Origin of the sequence: Cedecea davisae, from assembly GCF_044095835.1 — a bacterium.
GTDB lineage: Bacteria > Pseudomonadota > Gammaproteobacteria > Enterobacterales > Enterobacteriaceae > Cedecea > Cedecea davisae.
In genome coordinates, this window is record NZ_CP172054.1 from 4,392,758 (window position 1) to 4,412,587 (window position 19,830).

18 protein-coding genes and 1 tRNA gene are annotated in these 19,830 nt (G+C 53.8%); 13 read left to right on the forward strand and 6 right to left on the reverse strand.

Features of this window, described 5'->3' with window-relative positions; genetic code table 11:
* Positions 1-12 precede the first annotated feature (12 nt).
* Positions 13-1,041, forward strand: coding sequence for an EF-P beta-lysylation protein EpmB (gene epmB, locus ACG1VR_RS21015; protein ID WP_172568518.1), 1,029 nt, complete (start codon positions 13-15; stop codon positions 1,039-1,041).
* A 40-nt stretch (positions 1,042-1,081) separates the two neighbouring features.
* Here the strand turns inward: epmB and ACG1VR_RS21020 are convergent, their stop codons facing one another.
* The 4 genes from ACG1VR_RS21020 to ACG1VR_RS21035 form a co-directional block, all read right to left on the reverse strand.
* Positions 1,082-1,453, reverse strand: coding sequence for a DUF4156 domain-containing protein (locus tag ACG1VR_RS21020; protein ID WP_262360750.1), 372 nt, complete (start codon positions 1,451-1,453; stop codon positions 1,082-1,084).
* 111 nt (positions 1,454-1,564) lie between these two features.
* Positions 1,565-3,208 carry a chaperonin GroEL gene (gene groL, locus ACG1VR_RS21025; protein WP_016517540.1) on the reverse strand — a complete coding sequence of 548 codons (1,644 nt, stop codon included), beginning with the start codon at positions 3,206-3,208 and terminating at the stop codon, positions 1,565-1,567.
* Positions 3,209-3,248: 40 nt separating this feature from the next.
* Complete coding sequence (locus tag ACG1VR_RS21030) at positions 3,249-3,542, reverse strand: co-chaperone GroES (protein ID WP_008453772.1); 294 nt, start codon at positions 3,540-3,542, stop codon at positions 3,249-3,251.
* Positions 3,543-3,676: 134 nt separating this feature from the next.
* Complete coding sequence (locus ACG1VR_RS21035; protein ID WP_016517539.1) at positions 3,677-4,153, reverse strand: FxsA family protein; 477 nt, start codon at positions 4,151-4,153, stop codon at positions 3,677-3,679.
* 343 nt (positions 4,154-4,496) lie between these two features.
* Here ACG1VR_RS21035 and aspA point away from each other — a divergent pair, with 343 nt between their 5' ends.
* From aspA to ACG1VR_RS21065, 6 genes are all read left to right on the forward strand, one after another.
* Positions 4,497-5,933: an aspartate ammonia-lyase gene (aspA, locus tag ACG1VR_RS21040; protein ID WP_016517538.1), complete on the forward strand. Its 1,437-nt coding sequence runs from the start codon at positions 4,497-4,499 to the stop codon at positions 5,931-5,933.
* A 115-nt stretch (positions 5,934-6,048) separates the two neighbouring features.
* Complete coding sequence (locus tag ACG1VR_RS21045) at positions 6,049-7,350, forward strand: anaerobic C4-dicarboxylate transporter (protein WP_016517537.1); 1,302 nt, start codon at positions 6,049-6,051, stop codon at positions 7,348-7,350.
* A gap of 87 nt (positions 7,351-7,437) precedes the next feature.
* Positions 7,438-7,761, forward strand: coding sequence for a divalent cation tolerance protein CutA (gene cutA, locus ACG1VR_RS21050; RefSeq protein ID WP_039897826.1), 324 nt, complete (start codon positions 7,438-7,440; stop codon positions 7,759-7,761).
* Entirely contained in the window at positions 7,737-9,470 is a 1,734-nt protein-coding gene (locus ACG1VR_RS21055) for a protein-disulfide reductase DsbD (protein WP_395489719.1), read from the forward strand. The genes cutA and ACG1VR_RS21055 overlap by 25 nt, the downstream gene beginning before the upstream one ends.
* A 38-nt stretch (positions 9,471-9,508) precedes the next feature.
* Positions 9,509-10,084, forward strand: a complete 576-nt coding sequence (locus ACG1VR_RS21060; protein WP_016517534.1) for a transcriptional regulator — start codon at positions 9,509-9,511, stop codon at positions 10,082-10,084.
* 114 nt (positions 10,085-10,198) lie between these two features.
* Positions 10,199-10,274: transfer RNA gene (locus tag ACG1VR_RS21065), tRNA-Phe, on the forward strand.
* A 441-nt stretch (positions 10,275-10,715) separates the two neighbouring features.
* On the opposite strand, the gene ACG1VR_RS21070 is transcribed toward ACG1VR_RS21065, so the two are convergent.
* Together ACG1VR_RS21070 and asr are read right to left on the reverse strand one after the other, a co-directional pair.
* A complete protein-coding gene (locus ACG1VR_RS21070) occupies positions 10,716-11,858 on the reverse strand; it encodes a Fic family protein (RefSeq protein WP_395489720.1) in 1,143 nt (380 codons plus the stop codon).
* Positions 11,859-12,442: 584 nt separating this feature from the next.
* Positions 12,443-12,874, reverse strand: coding sequence for an acid resistance repetitive basic protein Asr (asr, locus tag ACG1VR_RS21075; RefSeq protein WP_216375068.1), 432 nt, complete (start codon positions 12,872-12,874; stop codon positions 12,443-12,445).
* Positions 12,875-13,240: 366 nt separating this feature from the next.
* Between asr and ACG1VR_RS21080 the strand changes: the two genes are divergently transcribed.
* The 6 genes from ACG1VR_RS21080 (at position 13,241) to yghU (ending at position 19,680) form a co-directional block, all read left to right on the forward strand.
* Entirely contained in the window at positions 13,241-15,385 is a 2,145-nt protein-coding gene (locus ACG1VR_RS21080; RefSeq protein WP_395489721.1) for a TonB-dependent receptor plug domain-containing protein, read from the forward strand.
* The gene (locus ACG1VR_RS21085; RefSeq protein ID WP_395489722.1) at positions 15,385-16,269 is read left to right on the forward strand and encodes a hemin ABC transporter substrate-binding protein; all 885 of its coding nucleotides are present in this window, start codon (positions 15,385-15,387) and stop codon (positions 16,267-16,269) included. The genes ACG1VR_RS21080 and ACG1VR_RS21085 overlap by 1 nt, the downstream gene beginning before the upstream one ends.
* Entirely contained in the window at positions 16,259-17,605 is a 1,347-nt protein-coding gene (gene hutW / locus ACG1VR_RS21090; RefSeq protein WP_395489723.1) for a heme anaerobic degradation radical SAM methyltransferase ChuW/HutW, read from the forward strand. Before ACG1VR_RS21085 ends, hutW begins: the two co-directional genes overlap by 11 nt.
* Positions 17,602-18,099, forward strand: coding sequence for a heme utilization cystosolic carrier protein HutX (gene hutX, locus ACG1VR_RS21095; RefSeq protein WP_395489724.1), 498 nt, complete (start codon positions 17,602-17,604; stop codon positions 18,097-18,099). The genes hutW and hutX overlap by 4 nt, the downstream gene beginning before the upstream one ends.
* Positions 18,096-18,719 (forward strand): SDR family oxidoreductase, encoded by a 624-nt coding sequence (locus ACG1VR_RS21100; protein WP_395489725.1) that lies wholly within the window; start codon positions 18,096-18,098, stop codon positions 18,717-18,719. Before hutX ends, ACG1VR_RS21100 begins: the two co-directional genes overlap by 4 nt.
* Positions 18,720-18,834: 115 nt before the next feature.
* Entirely contained in the window at positions 18,835-19,680 is an 846-nt protein-coding gene (gene yghU, locus ACG1VR_RS21105; RefSeq protein ID WP_016517519.1) for a glutathione-dependent disulfide-bond oxidoreductase, read from the forward strand.
* Positions 19,681-19,830: the final 150 nt, after the last annotated feature.

Consider the following 19,830-nt stretch of genomic DNA (forward strand, 5'->3'; position numbering starts at 1 on the left):
TTAGCCAAAAAAATGGCACACATTGTAACCCTAAATCCCCCTCACAGAGAAGATTGGTTAACGCAACTTGCCGATGTTATAACCGATCCTGATGAACTGCTGCACATTTTAAATGTAGCGGACGATGAAGAACTGCTTGCCGGGCGCGAAGCAAGGCGGCTTTTCGCGCTGCGGGTGCCGCGTGCATTCGTCGCGCGTATGGAAAAGGGCAACCCGAACGATCCTTTACTGCGCCAGGTATTGACCGCAAAGCAGGAGTTCGTTGCCGCGCCAGGCTTCACTACCGACCCGCTGGAAGAGCAGCATAGCGTAGTGCCAGGCCTGCTGCATAAGTACCGCAACCGCGCCCTGCTGCTGGTTAAAGGCGGCTGCGCCGTTAACTGCCGCTACTGCTTCCGCCGCCATTTCCCGTATGCCGACAACCAGGGCAATAAGCGCAACTGGCAAACGGCGCTGGGCTATATCAGCGAACACCCGGAACTGGATGAAATCATCTTCTCCGGCGGCGATCCGCTGATGGCAAAAGATAGCGAACTGGACTGGCTTATCAACGAACTGGAGGCCATTCCACACATCAAGCGTCTGCGCATTCACAGCCGATTGCCGATTGTCATCCCGGCCCGCATTACCGATGCCCTGGCAGAAAGATTTGCCCGTTCCACCTTACAAATTCTGCTGGTAAACCACATCAACCATGCGCAAGAGCTTGGCGACGAGTTCCGCAGCGGGATGGCAAAACTGCGCCAGGCCGGCGTGACGCTGCTCAACCAAAGCGTATTACTGCGCGGCGTGAACGATAACGCCCGGACTCTGGCCGACCTGAGCAATGCGCTGTTTGATGCGGGCGTGATGCCCTATTACCTGCACGTACTCGACAAAGTACAGGGGGCGGCGCATTTCATGGTGGAAGACGAAGAAGCACGGGCGATTATGCGCGAGCTGCTGACGCTGGTGTCTGGTTATATGGTGCCGAAACTGGCAAGAGAGATTGGCGGAGAGCCGAGCAAGACGCCGCTGGATTTACAGCTGCGGCAAAAGTGAGGCAAGATACCCTCTCCCGAAGGAGAGGGTGCAGGCTAAATCAGTTCGGGCACTTATAAACCTGGCCGGTCATTTTGCTGGCGGTCGGGGCAAAGCTTGAAAGCAGCGTCTGGCTCGGGCTGCTCACGCCGTACAGAACGTTACCGCCCATCTCAGCCGCATTATTACGCAGTGCATTCGCCGCGCCGCGCATAGAGCCGCCTTCATCGCCGTGCTGGCCGGACAGCCAGTTGCTTTGCTCGCCGGTCGCCGTGCCTAACAGACGGCATTCGCTCCCCGGCTTATCTTCCACGAAACGAACGCTCTGGCCGCTGGCTGTCAGCGAGTTGCCCGTGCTACATCCTGCCAGCAGCAGCGCTGCCACAACCACTCCTGATGAGACTTTCATGCGCATGTTATTCCCCGTAATCAAGGTATTGAGCCGTTATCGCCCGGTAAGACCTTATACCAGACTGTGGACAAAAGAAAAAACCCTCAGACATTTCTGACTGAGGGTTTCTTTAACACAAGGTGCTAAGGCGAATTACATCATGCCGCCCATGCCACCCATGCCGCCCATACCAGCAGCACCTAAATCAGGTGCGTCGCCTTTAGGCAGGTCGGTAACCATGCATTCGGTGGTGATCATCAGACCCGCAACGGAAGCCGCGTACTGCAGAGCAGAACGGGTTACTTTGGTTGGATCCAGAATACCCATGTCGATCATGTTGCCGTATTCTTCAGTTGCAGCATTGTAGCCATAGTTGCCGTCGCCCGCTTTCACGGTGTTAGCCACTACAGAAGGCTCTTCGCCGCAGTTCAGAACGATCTGACGCAGAGGAGCTTCCATTGCGCGCAGCGCAACTTTGATACCCACGTTCTGATCTTCGTTCTGGCCACGCAGCGCGCTCAGTTTAGACGCTACGCGAATCAGCGCAACACCACCACCGGCAACCACGCCTTCTTCTACCGCAGCACGGGTCGCGTGCAGGGCATCGTCAACGCGTGCTTTTTTCTCTTTCATTTCAACTTCGGTAGCAGCACCGACTTTGATTACCGCAACGCCGCCTGCCAGTTTCGCTACGCGCTCCTGCAGTTTTTCACGGTCGTAATCAGAGGTTGCTTCTTCGATTTGCTTACGAATCTGACCAACGCGGCCCTGAATAGCGGCCTCTTCACCCACGCCATCGATGATGGTGGTGGTGTCTTTGTTGATAACAACGCGTTTAGCCTGACCCATATCTTCCAGAGTCGCTTTTTCCAGCTCCATACCGATCTCTTCAGAGATAACGGTACCGCCGGTCAGAGTTGCGATGTCCTGCAGCATAGCTTTACGACGGTCGCCGAAGCCAGGCGCTTTAACCGCAGCCACTTTCACGATGCCGCGCATGGTGTTAACCACCAGGGTCGCCAGCGCTTCGCCTTCAACATCTTCAGCGATGATCAGCAGCGGTTTGCCTGCTTTAGCAACGGCTTCCAGCACCGGCAGCATTTCGCGGATGTTGGAGATTTTTTTGTCAGCCAGCAGGATGAACGGGCTTTCCAGCTCAACAGCACCGGTTTCCGGCTTGTTGATGAAGTAAGGAGACAGGTAGCCGCGGTCGAACTGCATACCTTCAACTACATCCAGTTCGTCTTCCAGGCCAGTACCGTCTTCAACGGTGATAACGCCTTCTTTACCGACTTTATCCATCGCTTCAGCGATCAGTTTACCTACGGTTTCGTCGGAGTTAGCGGAGATAGTACCAACCTGAGCAATTGCTTTAGAGTCGGAGCACGGAACGGACAGCGTTTTCAGCTCTTCAACAGCTGCAACAACGGCTTTATCGATGCCGCGTTTCAGATCCATTGGGTTCATGCCAGCAGCAACGGCTTTCAGACCTTCGGTGATGATAGCCTGAGCCAGTACGGTTGCGGTGGTGGTGCCGTCGCCTGCAGCGTCGTTCGCTTTAGAGGCAACTTCTTTCACCATCTGCGCGCCCATGTTTTCGAACTTGTCTTCCAGCTCGATTTCACGCGCTACGGAAACACCATCTTTGGTGATGGTCGGTGCACCGAAAGATTTATCCAGAACCACGTTACGGCCTTTAGGACCGAGGGTAACTTTCACTGCATCTGCCAGTACGTTAACGCCACGCAGCATTTTTACACGAGCGTCGTTACCGAATTTTACGTCTTTAGCTGCCATTTCTTCTATTCCTCAAATTCGTTCAGGTTCGTGCGTCAAATTACGCTTCAACAATTGCCAGGATGTCGCTTTCGGACATGATCAGCACTTCTTCGTTGTCGATTTTCTCGGACTTCACGCCGTAGCCATCGTTGAAGATAACGATGTCACCTACTTTAACGTCCAGCGGCTGCACGCTACCGTTTTCCAGGATGCGGCCTTTACCGACAGCGATGATCTCGCCACGAGTTGATTTGCCTGCTGCTGAGCCAGTCAGAACGATGCCGCCCGCAGATTTGGACTCAACTTCTTTACGCTTGACGATGACACGATCATGTAATGGACGAATGCTCATTGATAGCTCTCCTTTGAGAAAGTCAGTATCAGATATTTAGGTAACGCCGGCCCAAACGGGTTATCGGCTGGTGACCTGAGAAATGGGGATGGGCTCTCCCCCCTTCAAGGGGGGAAAACAAAAAAAACTAAAATTTAACGATCGTCGCGATGCTGGTCATCGAGACGCTTTGGTCCGTCGTCTTTACGCTGAAACTCGCCGTCGAAAGTGTTACCCCCTTCGCTACCGGCGCTAAAGCCGCCGCCCGGCATACGGGAAAAGCGTAAATGCGGCATCAATTTCAGCGTCAGGTGCTTTTGCACCGGCGGCAGCAACAGCAGCAGGCCGAGGAAGTCGGTAAAGAAACCCGGCAGCAGCAGCAGGATACCGGCGATGATCAGCGAAACGCTTTTAATCATCTCGGCCGCCGGACTTTCGCCCGCCGCCATCTTCTGCTGCATCAGCATCAGGTTTTTAAAGCCCTGGTTACGCACCAGCGACAGGCCAATCACCGAAGTGAAGATAACCAGAATCAGGGTCATAAAGACCCCCATAACATGTGCCACCTGTATGAACAGCGAAATCTCGATGTACACATAAAGGAAAATGGCGATAAACGGGATCCAGCGCACCGTACGCTCCTGTAATCGGGCGAGTCCTGAAGTGGCCTCGCAAAAATGGGTTAGCAATCACGCGTAGAGGTGAAATGGCGACGAGAGCGGAAAAGATCAATGCTTGAGCGGTGAAATTTTTCTGGAAATTTTCAACTGTTGACCTATATCACATATTAATAATTGTTATGCAACGCGGCTTTTAATAAGTGATCCAGGTTACTGCTTTTCGCTATCATCAGCATATGATCACGAAAACGCGGCCGAATATGGACATAATCATCGGTCAATTAAACTCACAACCACATTTCGTGTGTGTGAATAATACAGCGCATTTATCTGCAGCTTTACTAAGAAGGTTCACATGTTAAATAACATTCGTATCGAAGAAGATTTGTTAGGTACCAGGGAAGTGCCAGCGGATGCCTATTATGGTGTTCACACTCTGCGTGCGATTGAAAACTTCTACATTAGCAACAGTAAAATCAGCGATATACCAGAATTTGTACGCGGTATGGTCATGGTAAAAAAAGCGGCGGCAATGGCGAACAAGGAACTGCAAACCATTCCGAAGAGCATCGCTAATACCATTATCCAGGCCTGCGATGAAGTTCTGAACAACGGCAAATGCATGGATCAGTTCCCGGTAGACGTTTACCAGGGCGGCGCCGGTACTTCCGTCAACATGAACACCAACGAAGTGCTCGCCAATATCGGCCTCGAACTGATGGGCCACCAGAAAGGTGAGTACCAGTTCCTGAACCCGAACGACCACGTCAACAAATGCCAGTCCACCAACGACGCTTACCCAACCGGCTTCCGTATTGCGGTTTACGCCTCAATTATCAAACTTATCGACGCTATCAACCAGCTGGGCGAAGGCTTCCAGCGTAAAGCGGTTGAGTTCGCAGAAATTCTGAAAATGGGCCGTACCCAGCTGCAGGATGCCGTCCCAATGACTCTCGGCCAGGAATTCCACGCGTTCAACGTGCTGCTGACCGAAGAGACTCGTAACCTGCTGCGCACCGCGGAACTGCTGCTTGAAGTTAACCTCGGCGCAACCGCCATCGGTACTCGCCTGAATACCCCGGATGGTTACCAGCAGCTGGCGGTTCAGAAGCTGGCTGAAGTGAGCGGCCTGGCTTGCGTACCGGCGGAAGACCTGATTGAAGCAACCTCCGACTGCGGCGCTTATGTCATGGTGCACAGCTCGCTGAAACGCCTGGCCGTGAAGATGTCGAAAATCTGTAACGACCTGCGCCTGCTCTCTTCCGGCCCGCGTTCCGGCCTGAACGAAATTAACCTGCCGGAACTGCAGGCGGGTTCATCCATCATGCCAGCCAAAGTGAACCCGGTAGTGCCAGAAGTGGTTAACCAGGTCTGCTTCAAAGTTATCGGCAATGACACCACCGTGACCATGGCTTCTGAAGCCGGTCAGCTGCAGCTGAACGTGATGGAGCCGGTTATTGGCCAGGCGATGTTTGAGTCTATCCACATCCTGACCAACGCCTGCTACAACCTGCTGGAAAAATGCATCAACGGCATCACCGCTAATAAAGAAGTGTGTGAAAGCTACGTGTATAACTCCATCGGCATCGTGACTTACCTGAACCCGTTCATTGGTCACCACAACGGCGATATCGTCGGCAAGATTTGTGCGGAAACCGGCAAGAGCGTGCGCGAAGTCGTACTGGAGCGTGGCCTGCTGACCGAAGCCGAGCTGGACGATATCTTCTCCGTCCATAACCTGATGCACCCGGCTTACAAAGCTAAGCGCTATACCGATGAAAACGAACAATAATTCATCAGCATAAACGCCAAAAGGCACGTCCAACCGGACGTGCCTTTTTCATTTCAACGGTATACGAAAACATAACAACTCATTTTCATCTCATTAAAACATCAAGGAAGCAACCATGATAGTCATCGAACTCATCATCGTGTTAGCAGCGATTTTTCTGGGGGCAAGGCTTGGCGGGATAGGCATTGGCTATGCGGGAGGGCTTGGGGTACTGGTTCTCGCGGCCATCGGCGTGAAACCTGGCAGCATTCCCTTCGACGTTATCTCTATCATCATGGCGGTTATCGCAGCCATCTCCGCGATGCAAATTGCGGGCGGCCTCGACTACCTGGTTCACCAAACCGAGAAGCTGTTACGCAAGAACCCTAAGTACATCACCATTCTTGCGCCTATTGTGACCTACTTCCTGACTATCTTCGCCGGCACCGGCAATATCTCACTGGCCACGCTGCCGGTGATTGCCGAAGTCGCCAAAGAACAGGGCATTAAACCCTGCCGCCCGCTCTCGACGGCCGTGGTCTCTGCCCAGATAGCCATTACCGCCTCACCAATTTCCGCCGCGGTGGTTTACATGTCTTCGGTGATGGAAGGCCACGGCGTCAGCTATATTCATCTGCTGTCGGTCGTGATTCCGTCCACGCTGCTGGCGGTGCTGGTGATGTCATTCCTGGTGTCTATTCTGTTCAACTCCAAACTCTCTGACGACCCGGTTTATCTGAAACGCCTGGAAGAAGGCCTGATTGAGCTGCGCGGCGACAAGCAAATTGAAATTAAACCGCGCGCCAAAACCTCCGTCCTCCTCTTCCTGTTGGGCGTGGTTGGCGTGGTTATCTATGCCATCGTCAACAGCCCGAGCCTGGGCCTGGTGGCAACGCCGCTAATGAACACCACCAACGCGATTCTGATTATTATGCTGGCCGTCGCCACGCTGACAACGGTCATCTGCGGCGTGGAAACGGAAAGCATCCTGAATTCCAGCACCTTCAAGGCCGGTATGAGCGCCTGTATTTGTATCCTCGGCGTTGCGTGGCTGGGCGATACTTTTGTTGCCGCTAACATCGACTGGATCAAAGAGACGGCGGGCAGCGTTATCCAGGGGCATCCGTGGCTGCTGGCGATAATCTTCTTCTTTGCCTCGGCCCTGCTTTACTCCCAGGCCGCCACCGCGAAGGCACTGATGCCGATGGCGCTGGCTCTTAACGTATCGCCTTTAACCGCAGTGGCCTCTTTTGCCGCCGTCTCCGGCCTGTTTATCCTGCCAACCTACCCAACCCTGGTTGCGGCGGTGCAGATGGACGATACCGGCACGACCCGCATCGGCAAATTTGTCTTCAACCACCCGTTCTTTATTCCCGGCACGATGGGCGTAGTGCTGGCGGTATGCTTCGGCTTCCTGATAGGTAGCGTGCTGCTGTAAATCTCCTCAAAGACGGGTCGTAATTCGGCCCGTCCTCTCCTCCTCATGCTATAGTCGATGCCATTTCCTCCCGTAATGAGGTTTGTGATGTCGATGACTCAGGCTGTAGTTGTACTCTGTACCGCACCGGATGAAGCCAGCGCTCAGGACCTGGCGGCTAAAGTTTTGGCCGAGAAGCTTGCGGCATGCGTTACGCTGCTGCCGGGCGCAACCTCGCTCTATTATTGGGAAGGGAAACTGGAGCAGGAGTACGAAGTACAAATGCTGCTGAAAAGCGACGTGGAGCACCAGGAAGCGCTGCTTGCCTGCCTGAAGTCCCACCACCCTTATCAAACTCCAGAATTACTGGTTCTGCCAGTTGCACATGGAAACAGTGAATATCTCTCATGGCTTTACGCATCCTTACGCTAGTCCTGCTGCTTTGTAGCTCGCAGGCCTTCGCCGGGCTTTTTGACGGCCAGAATAAAACCCAGTTTGTGCCGGTGGATCAGGCCTTTGCCTTTGACTTCCAGCAGTCCGAACACCAGCTCACCCTTAACTGGCAGATTAAACCCGGCTATTACCTTTATCGCCAGCAGATCAAAGTCCAGCCCGCCAGCGCCGACATTGCGCCGCTTAGCGCCCCCAAAGGCAGCTGGCATGAAGACGAGTTCTACGGAAAAACGGAGATCTTTACCGACCAGCTTTCCCTGCCGGTAACGATAAATTCCGCCAGCAAAGGTTCAACGCTAAGCGTGACTTACCAGGGCTGCGCCGAAGCAGGGTTCTGCTATCCACCGGAAACTCGCGTTGTGCCGCTGAGTGCGGTAGCTCCCCTGGCTCAATCGGATTCTGCAATGTCTTCCCCCCTCTCCCCTGAAGGGGAAATGGCCGGGGTGAGGGCCACAGACAACTCCGCACCTTCATCGCTCCCCTTCTCTTCGCTATGGGCATTCCTGATAGGGATCGGCATCGCCTTTACTCCCTGCGTGCTGCCGATGTACCCGCTTATCTCCGGCATCGTGCTGGGAGGTAAACAGCGGCTTTCAACCGCCAGAGCGCTGCTGCTGGCCTTTGTCTATGTGCAGGGCATGGCCTTGACGTATACCGCCCTCGGCCTGGTCGTTGCCGCTGCCGGGCTACAATTCCAGGCCGCGCTACAGCATCCTTACGTGCTTATCGGCCTGTCTGCGCTGTTTATCCTGCTGGCCGCCTCGATGTTCGGCCTGTTTACTCTGCAACTGCCCTCCTCGCTTCAGACCCGCCTTGCGCTTATCAGCAACCGTCAACAGGGCGGCTCGGCGGGCGGAGTCTTTGCCATGGGCGCTCTAGCCGGGCTTATCTGCTCGCCGTGCACGACTGCGCCACTCAGCGCCATCCTGCTCTACATCGCCCAGAGCGGGAACATGTGGCTCGGCGGCGGCACGCTTTACCTCTATGCTCTCGGCATGGGCCTGCCGCTGATCCTCATCACCGTCTTTGGCAACCGGCTGCTGCCGAAAAGCGGCCCGTGGATGGAAAGCGTTAAAACCGCGTTTGGCTTCGTAATCCTCGCCCTGCCGGTCTTCCTTCTGGAGCGTGTACTGGGCGACATTTGGGGCCTGCGCCTCTGGAGCCTGCTCGGCGTGGCATTCTTTAGCTGGGCGTTTATTACCAGCCTGAGTGCGAAAAAATCGTGGCTACGTGTACTGCAAATCGCCCTACTTGGCGCCGCGCTGGTTTGCGTTCGCCCGCTACAGGACTGGGCGTTTGGTGCACCTGCGGCCACGCAGAATACTCCGCACCTTAGCTTTAATCAGGTTGCCACCGTTGAACAGTTGGACCAGGCGCTGGCAAACGCTAAAGGCAAGCCGGTAATGCTCGATCTGTACGCAGACTGGTGCGTGGCCTGTAAAGAGTTCGAAAAATACACATTTAGCGATCCTCAGGTGCAAAGCGCGCTATCTGGCACCGTTTTACTTCAGGCCAACGTGACGGCAAATAACGCCGCCGATAAGGCTTTGTTGAAGCATCTACAGGTGCTTGGCCTGCCGACAATTTTGTTCTTTGACACCAACGGCAAGGAGCAACCGGCGGACCGCGTAACCGGCTTTATGGATGCAAAGGCGTTTAGCGAGCATTTGCACAATCGCAGGCAGTAAACAACACTTAACCCGTTGGGAAACGTAAGGAGAAGACCGTGCAACGCGAAGAAGTTTTAGAGCACGCCCTGCATGTCCTTGAACGAGAAGGCATAGCCAGCACGACGCTGGAGATGGTGGCCGCCGAGGCCGATTATCCTGTCGACAAGATCCGTCAGTTCTGGCCGGACGGCGAAGCCATGCTGTACGACGCCCTGCGCTATCTCAGCTCGCAGGTAGATGTCTGGCGCCGCCAGCTGATGCTGGATGAGGAAATGTCTCCTGAGCAGAAGCTGCTGAGGCGCTACCAGGCGCTGGCCGAATGCGTCAATAACCAGCGCTACCCCGGCTGTCTGTTTATTGCCGCCTGCACTTTCTACCCTGACCCAACGCATCCGATCCATCAGCTCGCGGATCAGCAGAAAAAGGCGGCCTGGGAGTACACTCACGAGCTGCTAACCCAGATGGAAGTGGACGACCCGACCATGGTTGCGCACCAGATGGAGTTAGTATTAGAAGGCTGCCTGAGCAAGCTATTGGTCAAACGTAGCCAGGCAGACATCGACACGGCCCGCACGCTGGCAGAAGACATTCTGCGCTTTGCGCTGTGCCGCCAGGGCGGTGCCTTAACCTGAAGCTGCACTTTTTAGCCGCTCTGAATGAAAAGCAGCCAATCAGCATGGTTTCAGCTATTTTTTATGACAAAGCCGTTGACGCCTAACGACCTTTACGGTTTAATGCCGCCCGTTGCCCGGATAGCTCAGTCGGTAGAGCAGGGGATTGAAAATCCCCGTGTCCTTGGTTCGATTCCGAGTCCGGGCACCACTATTTAAAGAAACCAGCCTACGGGCTGGTTTTTTGCTTTCTGGCGTCTGGACTCTTCATCGAACTAAAGTTCGGTTACTCGTATCATCCTGATACTCGCCCTTCGGGCCAGCGCAAGCACTGTTCAAAAACGTTCCCGACGTTTTTGTACTCATCTCATCCTGATACTCGCCCTTCGGGCCAGCGCAAGCGCTGTTCAAAAACGTTCCCGACGTTTTTGTACTCATCTCATCCTGATACTCGCTCTTTGGGTCAGCGCAAGCGCTGTTCAAAAACGTTCCCGACGTTTTTGTCCGAGTCCGGGCACCACTATTTAAAGAAACCAGCCTACGGGCTGGTTTTTTGTTTTTAGATTTTTAGATTTTTAGATTTTTATCTAAAATTTACGTTATCTGGCCAAAAAGACTTAAACAGAAATTATCAGTCAGATATCCCCTGATCTCACAAATCAGGAATAAAACCTTCTTCCCTCAGTACCTTAATCACCCCACGAATCAGATATGAGTTCGAAAACTTCGCCGTATAGATGCGAGCACCTTCTTCTACAGGCTGGAGTAATCCCCGCTCAATCAGCTTACCTAGCTGATAGGTCACCTGCGTCGGTTTAAGGTCAGGTAAAACGGTGCGGAGATCGCCTGCTTTTATCGTCCCCAGCTCAACTGCACGTTTCAGAACTTTCGATTCCAGCAAATTTATCAGTCCTCTCTCCAGCGAAAAGTCGATAGCCGGGTACAGGATTTTTTTGCTCAGGAAAGCATTATTTGTCAGTTGATCGACTTTCTTCAGCTCAGATGAGATCCCCGAAAGGACATATAAGCACCATTCCTCCAGCCCCCGATCGGTTCCCTTATCGGCTAACGAAAGCATGGCGTAATAACGTTCGCGATCGTTACAGAATACCGCTGTCGGATTAAGTACCCTGCCACCCGCCTGAACATTAAAACCATATTTGATCAGTAACGCATACGTCAGCAATCTGACCGTGCGGCCATTGCCATTACCAAATGGATGTATCCAGCCAAAACGGTGATGTACCAGCGCAATCTTCATCAGATCATACTTTGGCTTGTCGGCACGATTAATAAAAGCGGTCAGTTCCATCATATAATCAGGAACACGGATGTGATCCGGAGGAAAATGATCGGACTGGGCGATACTAACGTTATGTTGTCGGTATGCACCGGGCGTTTTATCGCCCTCCTGTTGCAGCCCCACAACTGCCAGGCTATGTAACTCGCGGATAAAATATTCCGTTATCTCATCGCCATTGCTCAGGTATTCGTCAATGAACTCCATCGCGGCTTCAATATTGTTGATTTCTTTGAGCTGGTCTGTGGAACTCTGTGTTCCTTCAACCTTGCTTTCAACATAGTCGGCAAGTGTCGTGTGATTCCCCTCGATCCTCGCAGAACCCAGGCTCTCCAGCATGTGGAAAACGGCTTTCAACTGCGCAAACAGAATAGGGTGGACATCCGTTTCCAGCCTCAGATGCCGTAGTAACTCCAGTTCCGTCAGCGCATCGACCAAAGGGGAGTCAAAACTAGGGTTCAGAAGCGAGAGTTCAAAGTGATTAAATTGAGCCATGATGTTTAACCATCTCAACTTGCTTATAGCAACATCTCAAAAGTGTAGCAAAAATCTCAATATAATCTATGAATTAGATTTTTTGTAATTCAACATTATGTCAAATCCTTCCAGCCCACTTATCTGATTTATATTTCGAAGCCAAATAATCACAGGTCCACGCTAAAGGCGGTCAGGCATTTTTTCGCACAACCCAGGGAAGAGAGCATGGGTTAACATTCTTATTGGCGGCCGCAAAGGCCAAAGGCGAGAACAGAGACGGCGGGTGGAACTAACTAAGCCAAAAATTCAGCGCGATAACGCCGCAGGTTATCAGCAGGGAGAGGATTAACTCGAAACTGTAGCGTCGCAACATTATCTGCACTCCAGAAAGAAACACCCGGCAAGCCGGGTGTCTGGCTCGGTGGCAAACAGGTAAAAAACAGGGTTTTTACCTGTTTGGGGTAAAGCAGAAGACACCCTTCTTTGCGTTTTTCCGCAGGCGATAAATACGTTCCAAACGTCGTTATTTATCTCTAATAAAACACCCGGCAAGCCGGGTGTTCATGTTAACGCTTTAAGCTACCGGGGTTGCCCCGTTAAACTTACGCTGCTGGCTGAGCAGCGGGTTTCACAGCAGCTTTGTGGTGTTTCTTAACGTGTTTTTTAGCGGCCTGGGCTTTCTGAGCAACGGGTTTTACCGCTTTTTTGTGGTGCTTTTTAGCAGCCTGAGCCTTCTGAGCGGCAGCCGGTTTTACTGCTTTTTTGTGGTGCTTTTTGGCAGCCTGGGCTTTCTGCTCGGTCGCTGGCTTAGCGGCTTTTTTATGGTGCTTTTTAGCAGCCTGGGCTTTCTGAGCGGCAGCTTTTTTGTGTTTCTTATGGTGCGTTACTTTTGCAGCAGGTGCTTTAGCGGCAGCAGGCGCAGCGGCGGTAGTTGCCGGAGCAGCGGCCGGAGCGGTAGCAGTAGTGTCAGCAGCGAAAGCGGCAGAAGACAGACCCATAGCAGCGGCAACAACCAGAGCTAATACTTTTTTCATTTCGACATCCTCGAATTTATTTGAGTGTTAACCCCACTGCGGGGCCGTTGAAATGAACTATAGGCCTGCCGACAAAACTCTTCAGTGAGTGATTGGTATCGGCGTGTAATGAAATGTACAACAAAGAATGGCATCGCTTTTAGCCAAAGGTTTCGGGCAACTCACTCCTCCTCTCTCCCTTAACTCCGTATTTAATCCCTGTATTTTCAATTGATTTTGAACCAGAAACCGCCGGGCCGGGGGGCAATTTTGACCAAAATCAAAGTTGTATATGGTTTGCACGTTAAACGGTGGATATCGTCTTCACTCCTGGATATAAACACGAACGATAATAACTATCATTAACATTTATATGAATGGGTGATTATGCCAGGGACACGTAAAGACAGGCTCGCTTTCTCTACCTTACCGCTGTTTGTCGTCACCTCTGTTTCGGCAACGGTAGCGACACCGGCTCAGGTGAATGCCCCATCTGAAGAAACGATGATTGTCAGCACCAGCCGCTCGGATCTCAACCTGTGGAACAGCCCGGCAACCATTCAGGTGATTGGCAGCAAGGCGCTGGAAAACTCAACCAGCGTTTCGGTTGCCGACGATCTGCGGGATATTCCCGGCGTGGAAATTACCGATAACGCCCTCGCGGGACGCAAGCAAATACGCATCCGCGGCGAAGCCTCATCGCGCGTGCTAATCCTCATTGACGGCCAGCAGGTGACCTACCAGCGAGCCGGGCAGGACTATGGCGCAGGCTTACTGATTGATGAGTCAGCACTTGAACGCATTGAGGTCGTTAAAGGCCCTTACTCCGTACTCTATGGTTCCCAGGCCATCGGCGGAGTGGTGAATTTCATCACCAAAAAAGGCGGAGACAAGCCGCTGGGCGGGATAGTAAAAGCGACTTACAACTCGTCGACAGCTGGCTGGCAGGAGTCCGCTGCGGCATGGGGAAGTATCGGGCGTTTCGATTATCGAATCAACGGAAGCTATTCAGATCAAGGCAACCGCGACACGCCGGATGGCCGCCTGAACAATACCAACTTCCGCAACAACGGCCAGGGCATCTGGCTGGGCTACAACTTCGATCGTCATAAAATTGGCCTCTCGCTCGATCGCTACCGCCTCTCTACCCAAACCTGGTACAGCGATACCGACAACCAGTTTGATGCCTTCAGCGTCAAGATCCCCGATATGACGCGTGAAAAAATAGGGCTGTTTTACGATTTTGATGCCGACGGCGACTACCTGAAAAAAATCCATCTCGATGCGTATAGCCAGACTATCGCCCGCACGTTTGAAAACGAAGTCGCCACTACGCAGGCGATCCCGTCGCCGATGATTAAAGTGCTGACGGTCAGAAACCAGACGCATACCAACGACAAGCAGTACACCCAGGGGGTCACGCTGCAAAGCAACTTCTCGCTACCGGCGAATAATGATCTGGTGATAGGCACACAATATCAACACGATAAGCTTACCCAAACCTCACAGGGCTACACGCGCCAGACGGCAAAAACGGGATTCTTTGATATCGAAACCCGCACCCAATCCCAGGATGAGTCGGAGCAAAGCAACACGTCATTGTTCGCCCAAAATGCCTGGCAATTTGCGGACGACTGGACCTGGACCCTTGGTGCCCGCCAGTACTGGCTGTCGTCAAAACTGGTGAAAAGCCACTCTCAGAAGGTTGAAAATGGCGTAGCAACCAGCAGGATTGCAAACGGCCAGACCACCAGCGATAACCAGTTTGTCACCTCCACCAGCCTGAATTATTCAGGATTTAAAGATATTGAACTGCGTGCGGCCTTTGCTCAGGGCTATGTCTTCCCGACCCTGACGCAGCAGTTTATGCAGACCTCAGCAGGCGGCGGCGTAACTTACGGCAATCCGGGCCTCAACGCCGAACACTCCAATAACTACGAAATGGGCGCCCGCTATAAAGGCAATATGTGGATGATAGACAGCGCCGTCTATTACTCAGAAGCAAAAGACTACATCGCCTCTCTGGCCTGCAACGGGCAGGCAGTCTGCCAGGGCAATACCAGCGGTTCTCGCAGCAATTATCGCTATTACGACAATATAAATCGGGCCAAAACGTATGGCATGGAGCTGAGTGCGGAATACAACGGCTGGGCAGTGTCTCCTTACGTGAGTGGCAATATCTTGCGTCGCCAGTATGAAGGCAGCTCGTTAAAAACATGGAACACCGGCGAGCCAGGCCTCAATGGCCGTGTCGGAGTGAAGCATACGCTGCTGCTCAATGCCTTTAACTTAACGTCGGACGCGTTTATTCGTGCAGCCTCCAGCGCACGAGACAGCACCAGCGATGCCGAAAAACGTTATCCAGGCTGGGCAACACTAAACCTGGCATTCAACGCGGAATTTGGTTCGAACGACCAGTATCAAGTTAACCTTGCGCTAAATAACCTGACAAATAAACGCTATCAGACCGCTCAGGAAGCGATCCCGGCGGCAGGCTTTAATGCGGCAGCCGGCTTTGGGTGGAAGTTCTGATGAGCAAAAACATCGCTGCCCTGCTGTTAGCGCTTGCCGTTTCGGTTTCTGCCGGCGCCAGCGAACGACTGGTTGTCGCCGGGGGGTCACTAACCGAGCTGATCTTCGCCCTGGGTGCAGGCCAGCATGTCGTCGGCGTGGACGAAACAACCGCCTGGCCGCCGGAAACCGACAAATTGCCGCATATCGGAACATGGATGCAGTTAAGCAGCGAATCTATCCTCTCTTTGCGCCCCACCACGTTTATTACCTGGCAAGATGCGAAGCCACAAATCGTCTTTGAGCAGCTTCGAAAGCTAAAGCTAAATGTTCTGACTCTCCCGCGTATTCCGGCCACGGTTGACCAGATGTACGCCAACATTCAGACACTTGCCAATGCCCTGGCGCGCCCTCAGCAGGGCGAGGCATTGATCGCTAATCTACAGAACCGGCTTGATGCCATTGCAAAAAGTAGCGCGCAAAAAAGTCACCCCGTAAGAGCCATGTTCATTCTCTCCGCCGGAGGCAGCCTTCCACAAGTGGCGGGCGCAGGCAGCGTCGCAGATACCATCCTGAAGATGGCGGGCGCCAATAATATTGCCCGGCATCGCCAATACCAGAGCTACAGCACCGAAGCGATGATCGCCGCGAACCCGGACGTGATTGTGGCTACCACTCAAATGACGCAAGGCGACCCCAACGCGCTGAAAGCCATCCCCGGGATCACGCTCACCTCCGCCTGGAAAAATAAGCGCATAGTCATTATCGACCAGGCGTTGATTTTAGGGATGGGGCCGCGAATCGCAGAAGCCGTGGAACAGCTGCATCACCAGTTTTGGCCGGAGCCCGGCCAGAACGGTGAGTTATTTTTTGAAAATATGAGCGATGTTAATAATGAAACCTGAACTGGATCTCAAATCCCACTTCGCATTGCCCGGCGGCCAGCCCTTTAAAGATCGTCACGCCACCATGCCGTGGCGCGGTGCAATGCCCATAGCCAAAGAACAGCTTGAGCAGGCCTGGCAGAACGTTATCAATACTCCCGCGCCCGCAGGAAAACGGCTGGTATACCTGCATATCCCCTTCTGCGCAACGCACTGTACTTTCTGCGGTTTTTATCAGAACCGTTACGAAGAAGATCATTGTGCCCGCTACACGGATGCCCTGCTGCGAGAAATAGAACTGGAGGCCAGCAGCCCCCTGCATCAGTCCGCGCCGATCCACGCAATCTATTTTGGTGGCGGTACGCCTTCCGCTCTGTCAGCCAAAGATCTGGCCCGCATTATCACCGCCCTGCGCCGCAGCCTGCCGCTTGCCCCTGACTGCGAAATTACCATTGAAGGCCGGGTGCTGAACTTTGACGATGAGCGGATAGATGCCTGCCTGGACGCAGGAGCCAACCGCTTCTCTATTGGCATTCAGTCGTTTAACAGCAAAATACGCAAAAAAATGGCGCGCACGTCAGACGGCCCAACCGCCAGGCGTTTTATGGAAAACCTCTGCAAGCGCGATCGCGCCGCGGTAGTTTGCGATCTGCTGTTTGGCCTGCCGGGGCAGGATCAAAAACTGTGGGCGGAGGATCTGGCTATTGCGGGAGACATCGGCCTCGACGGCGTCGATCTCTATGCTCTCAACCTGCTGCCTCAAACGCCGCTTGGCAAAGCGGTGGAGAACGGCCGGGTTGCGCTTCCCTCACCTTCTGAACGCCGCGACCTCTATCTTCAGGGCTGCGAATTTATGGATGATGCGGGCTGGCGCTGCATCAGCAACAGCCACTGGGCACGCACCACGCGCGAACGGAATCTCTACAACCTGTTGATCAAACAGGGTGCGGACTGCCTGGCATTTGGCTCCGGTGCAGGCGGCTCGGTAAACGGCTACTCATGGATGGTCGAACGCAATCTGGAAGCCTGGCACGCCTCCGTTGCCGCTGGCAAAAAACCACTCATGATGATGACCCACACAACTGACCCGGGCTATCGCTGGCGGCACCGGCTACAGTCCGGCATCGAAACCGCCCGCGTGCCGCTTGATGAACTGACCGCTCACGCCAGCGAGCTTCAGCCGCTGTTAACCCAATGGCACGCGGCGGGCTTAACGCGCGACAGCTCCACCTGTCTGCGTCTGACGGACGAAGGCCGCTTCTGGGCCAGCAATATTTTTCAGTCTCTGCAAATGCTGCTCCCCGCGCTCAATACGCCTGAAAATACGGACCAAAAACCTCAAGGAGTTACCCAATGAATCCCGTTTCCCTCGAAGAATATTTAAAAACGCAGCCGGACGGCACCCTGGAATCCATCGCCGCCCAATACAGCACCACGCTGCTGGATGTAGTCAAGCAGCTGCCGCCGCTGGCGCTGGTGGGCGGCGAATATTTTGATACCGTTTGGGATGCGGTGGGCGAATGGGGCAGCGTCACCACGCTGGTTCACACCGCAGATGTTATTCTTGAATTCTCCGGCGAGCTTCCTTCTGGCTTCCACCGCCACGGTTACTTTAACCTGCGCGGGAAGAAAGGCATGACGGGGCATATCAAAGCGGAAAACTGTACCCACATCGCGCTGGTCGAACGCCAGTTCATGGGGATGGACACCGCTTCGATTCTGTTCTTCAATCAGGCGCAGAGCGCGATGCTGAAAATATTCATTGGCCGCGACGAACATCGCCAGTTGTTAACCAGCCAGCTTGCAGCCTTCCGCATGCTGGCTCAAAAACTAAAGGAAAGTATTGCATGACGCCGTGGTTAATTTTTGGAGCAGGTGGAAAAGGGGTTGGGGCTTTAACGGCGATGCTGGCGCTTAGCGAAGGGCGCAGAGTTATTGCACTCGTGCGCAATGAAGAAGCCGCGCAAAACTTGCGTAATGCCGGAGCTGAAGTTGTCGTCGGCGACGCCTGCGATGAAGCGCGCGTGGAAAAGGCATGCCGCCTGGCGGGAACGGAAGCCACGGTGATTTCAACCATGGGCGGCTCGCAGGATTATCTTGCCCACCGCACGGTTATCGACTGCGCCGAAAAAGCGGGTATTTCGCGTATGGTGCTGGTCACCTCGCTTGGCTGCGGTGAAAGCTGGCCCTGGTTATCCGATCGCGCAAAAGCAGCATTTGGCCAGGCCGTACGGGAAAAATCCCTCGCAGAAAGCTGGCTGCAAACCAGCACGCTGGACTTCGCCATTCTGCGCCCCGGCGGCCTGCTTCACGGTGAACCAACGGGCAAAGCCATTCGCAGCCAGCACACCGAAATCCACGGCCTTGTTATGCGTGCAGATGTTGCCGCCCACGCCGCGGAACTGGCTCGTTCACCCAGCCTTAACGGTCAGGTTTACGGTCTTGTTGAACCGGGGTTAAAACCCGCCTGATACAGCGCCGGGCTTTCGCTTTTCTGGCTGTATTGCCCGGCCTGCTCTTCCCTCCTGCTACACTTCCAGGTAATTATCGAAGGATAACTAACCTGAGAAGAAGGCAGAAACCCACATGTCCGAACACAACTATCAGCCACCAAAAGTCTGGACCTGGAACAAGACCGACGCCGGTCAGTTCTCCAGCATCAACCGCCCTGTTTCCGGCCCGACCCACGAAAAAACGCTGCCGGTAGGCAAGCACCCGCTGCAACTCTACTCGCTCGGCACGCCAAACGGCCAGAAGGTCACTATCCTGCTGGAAGAGCTACTGGCGCTGGGCGTTAGCGGCGCAGAATACGACGCACACCTGATCCGCATCGGCGAAGGCGACCAGTTCTCCAGCGGCTTTGTGGAAGTGAACCCAAACTCAAAAATCCCGGCGCTGTTTGATCACTCGGTCACTCCGCCGCTGCGCGTATTTGAGTCCGGCAACATCCTGCTTTACCTCGCAGATAAATTCGGCCACTTCCTGCCGAAAGATATCGCAGGGCGCACCGAAGCGCTGAACTGGCTGTTCTGGCTGCAAGGCTCCGCTCCGTACCTGGGCGGCGGTTTCGGCCACTTCTACCACTATGCACCGGTAAAAATTGAATACGCCATCAACCGCTTTGCGATGGAAGCCAAGCGCCAGCTGGACGTGCTCGACAAGCAGCTCGAAAAACACCGCTTTATCGCCGGAGATGAATACAGCATCGCCGACATTGCCATCTTTACCTGGTATGGTTCGCTGGCGAAGGGCGGCCTGTACGAATCCGCCGAATTCCTCGACGTGGCGTCTTACAAGCACTTTGGCCGCTGGGCCGATGAAGTCGCCAACCGCCCTGCGGTAAAACGCGGCCGCGTGGTTAACCGCACCTGGGGCGATGTTCAACTGGCCGAGCGCCATGACGCATCTGATTTTGACACCTTAGGTTTATAAGCTCCTCCTCCAGCCCTCTTCCCGAAAGGGAGAGGGTCTTTTTCCCGCAGCCCCCGCTTACTTAAATCACACAAATGATAATTATTTGCATTTAGTTATAGCAACAGCTATGTTTTATAGCATGTGCTATAAACGCTGAATCAATAATCA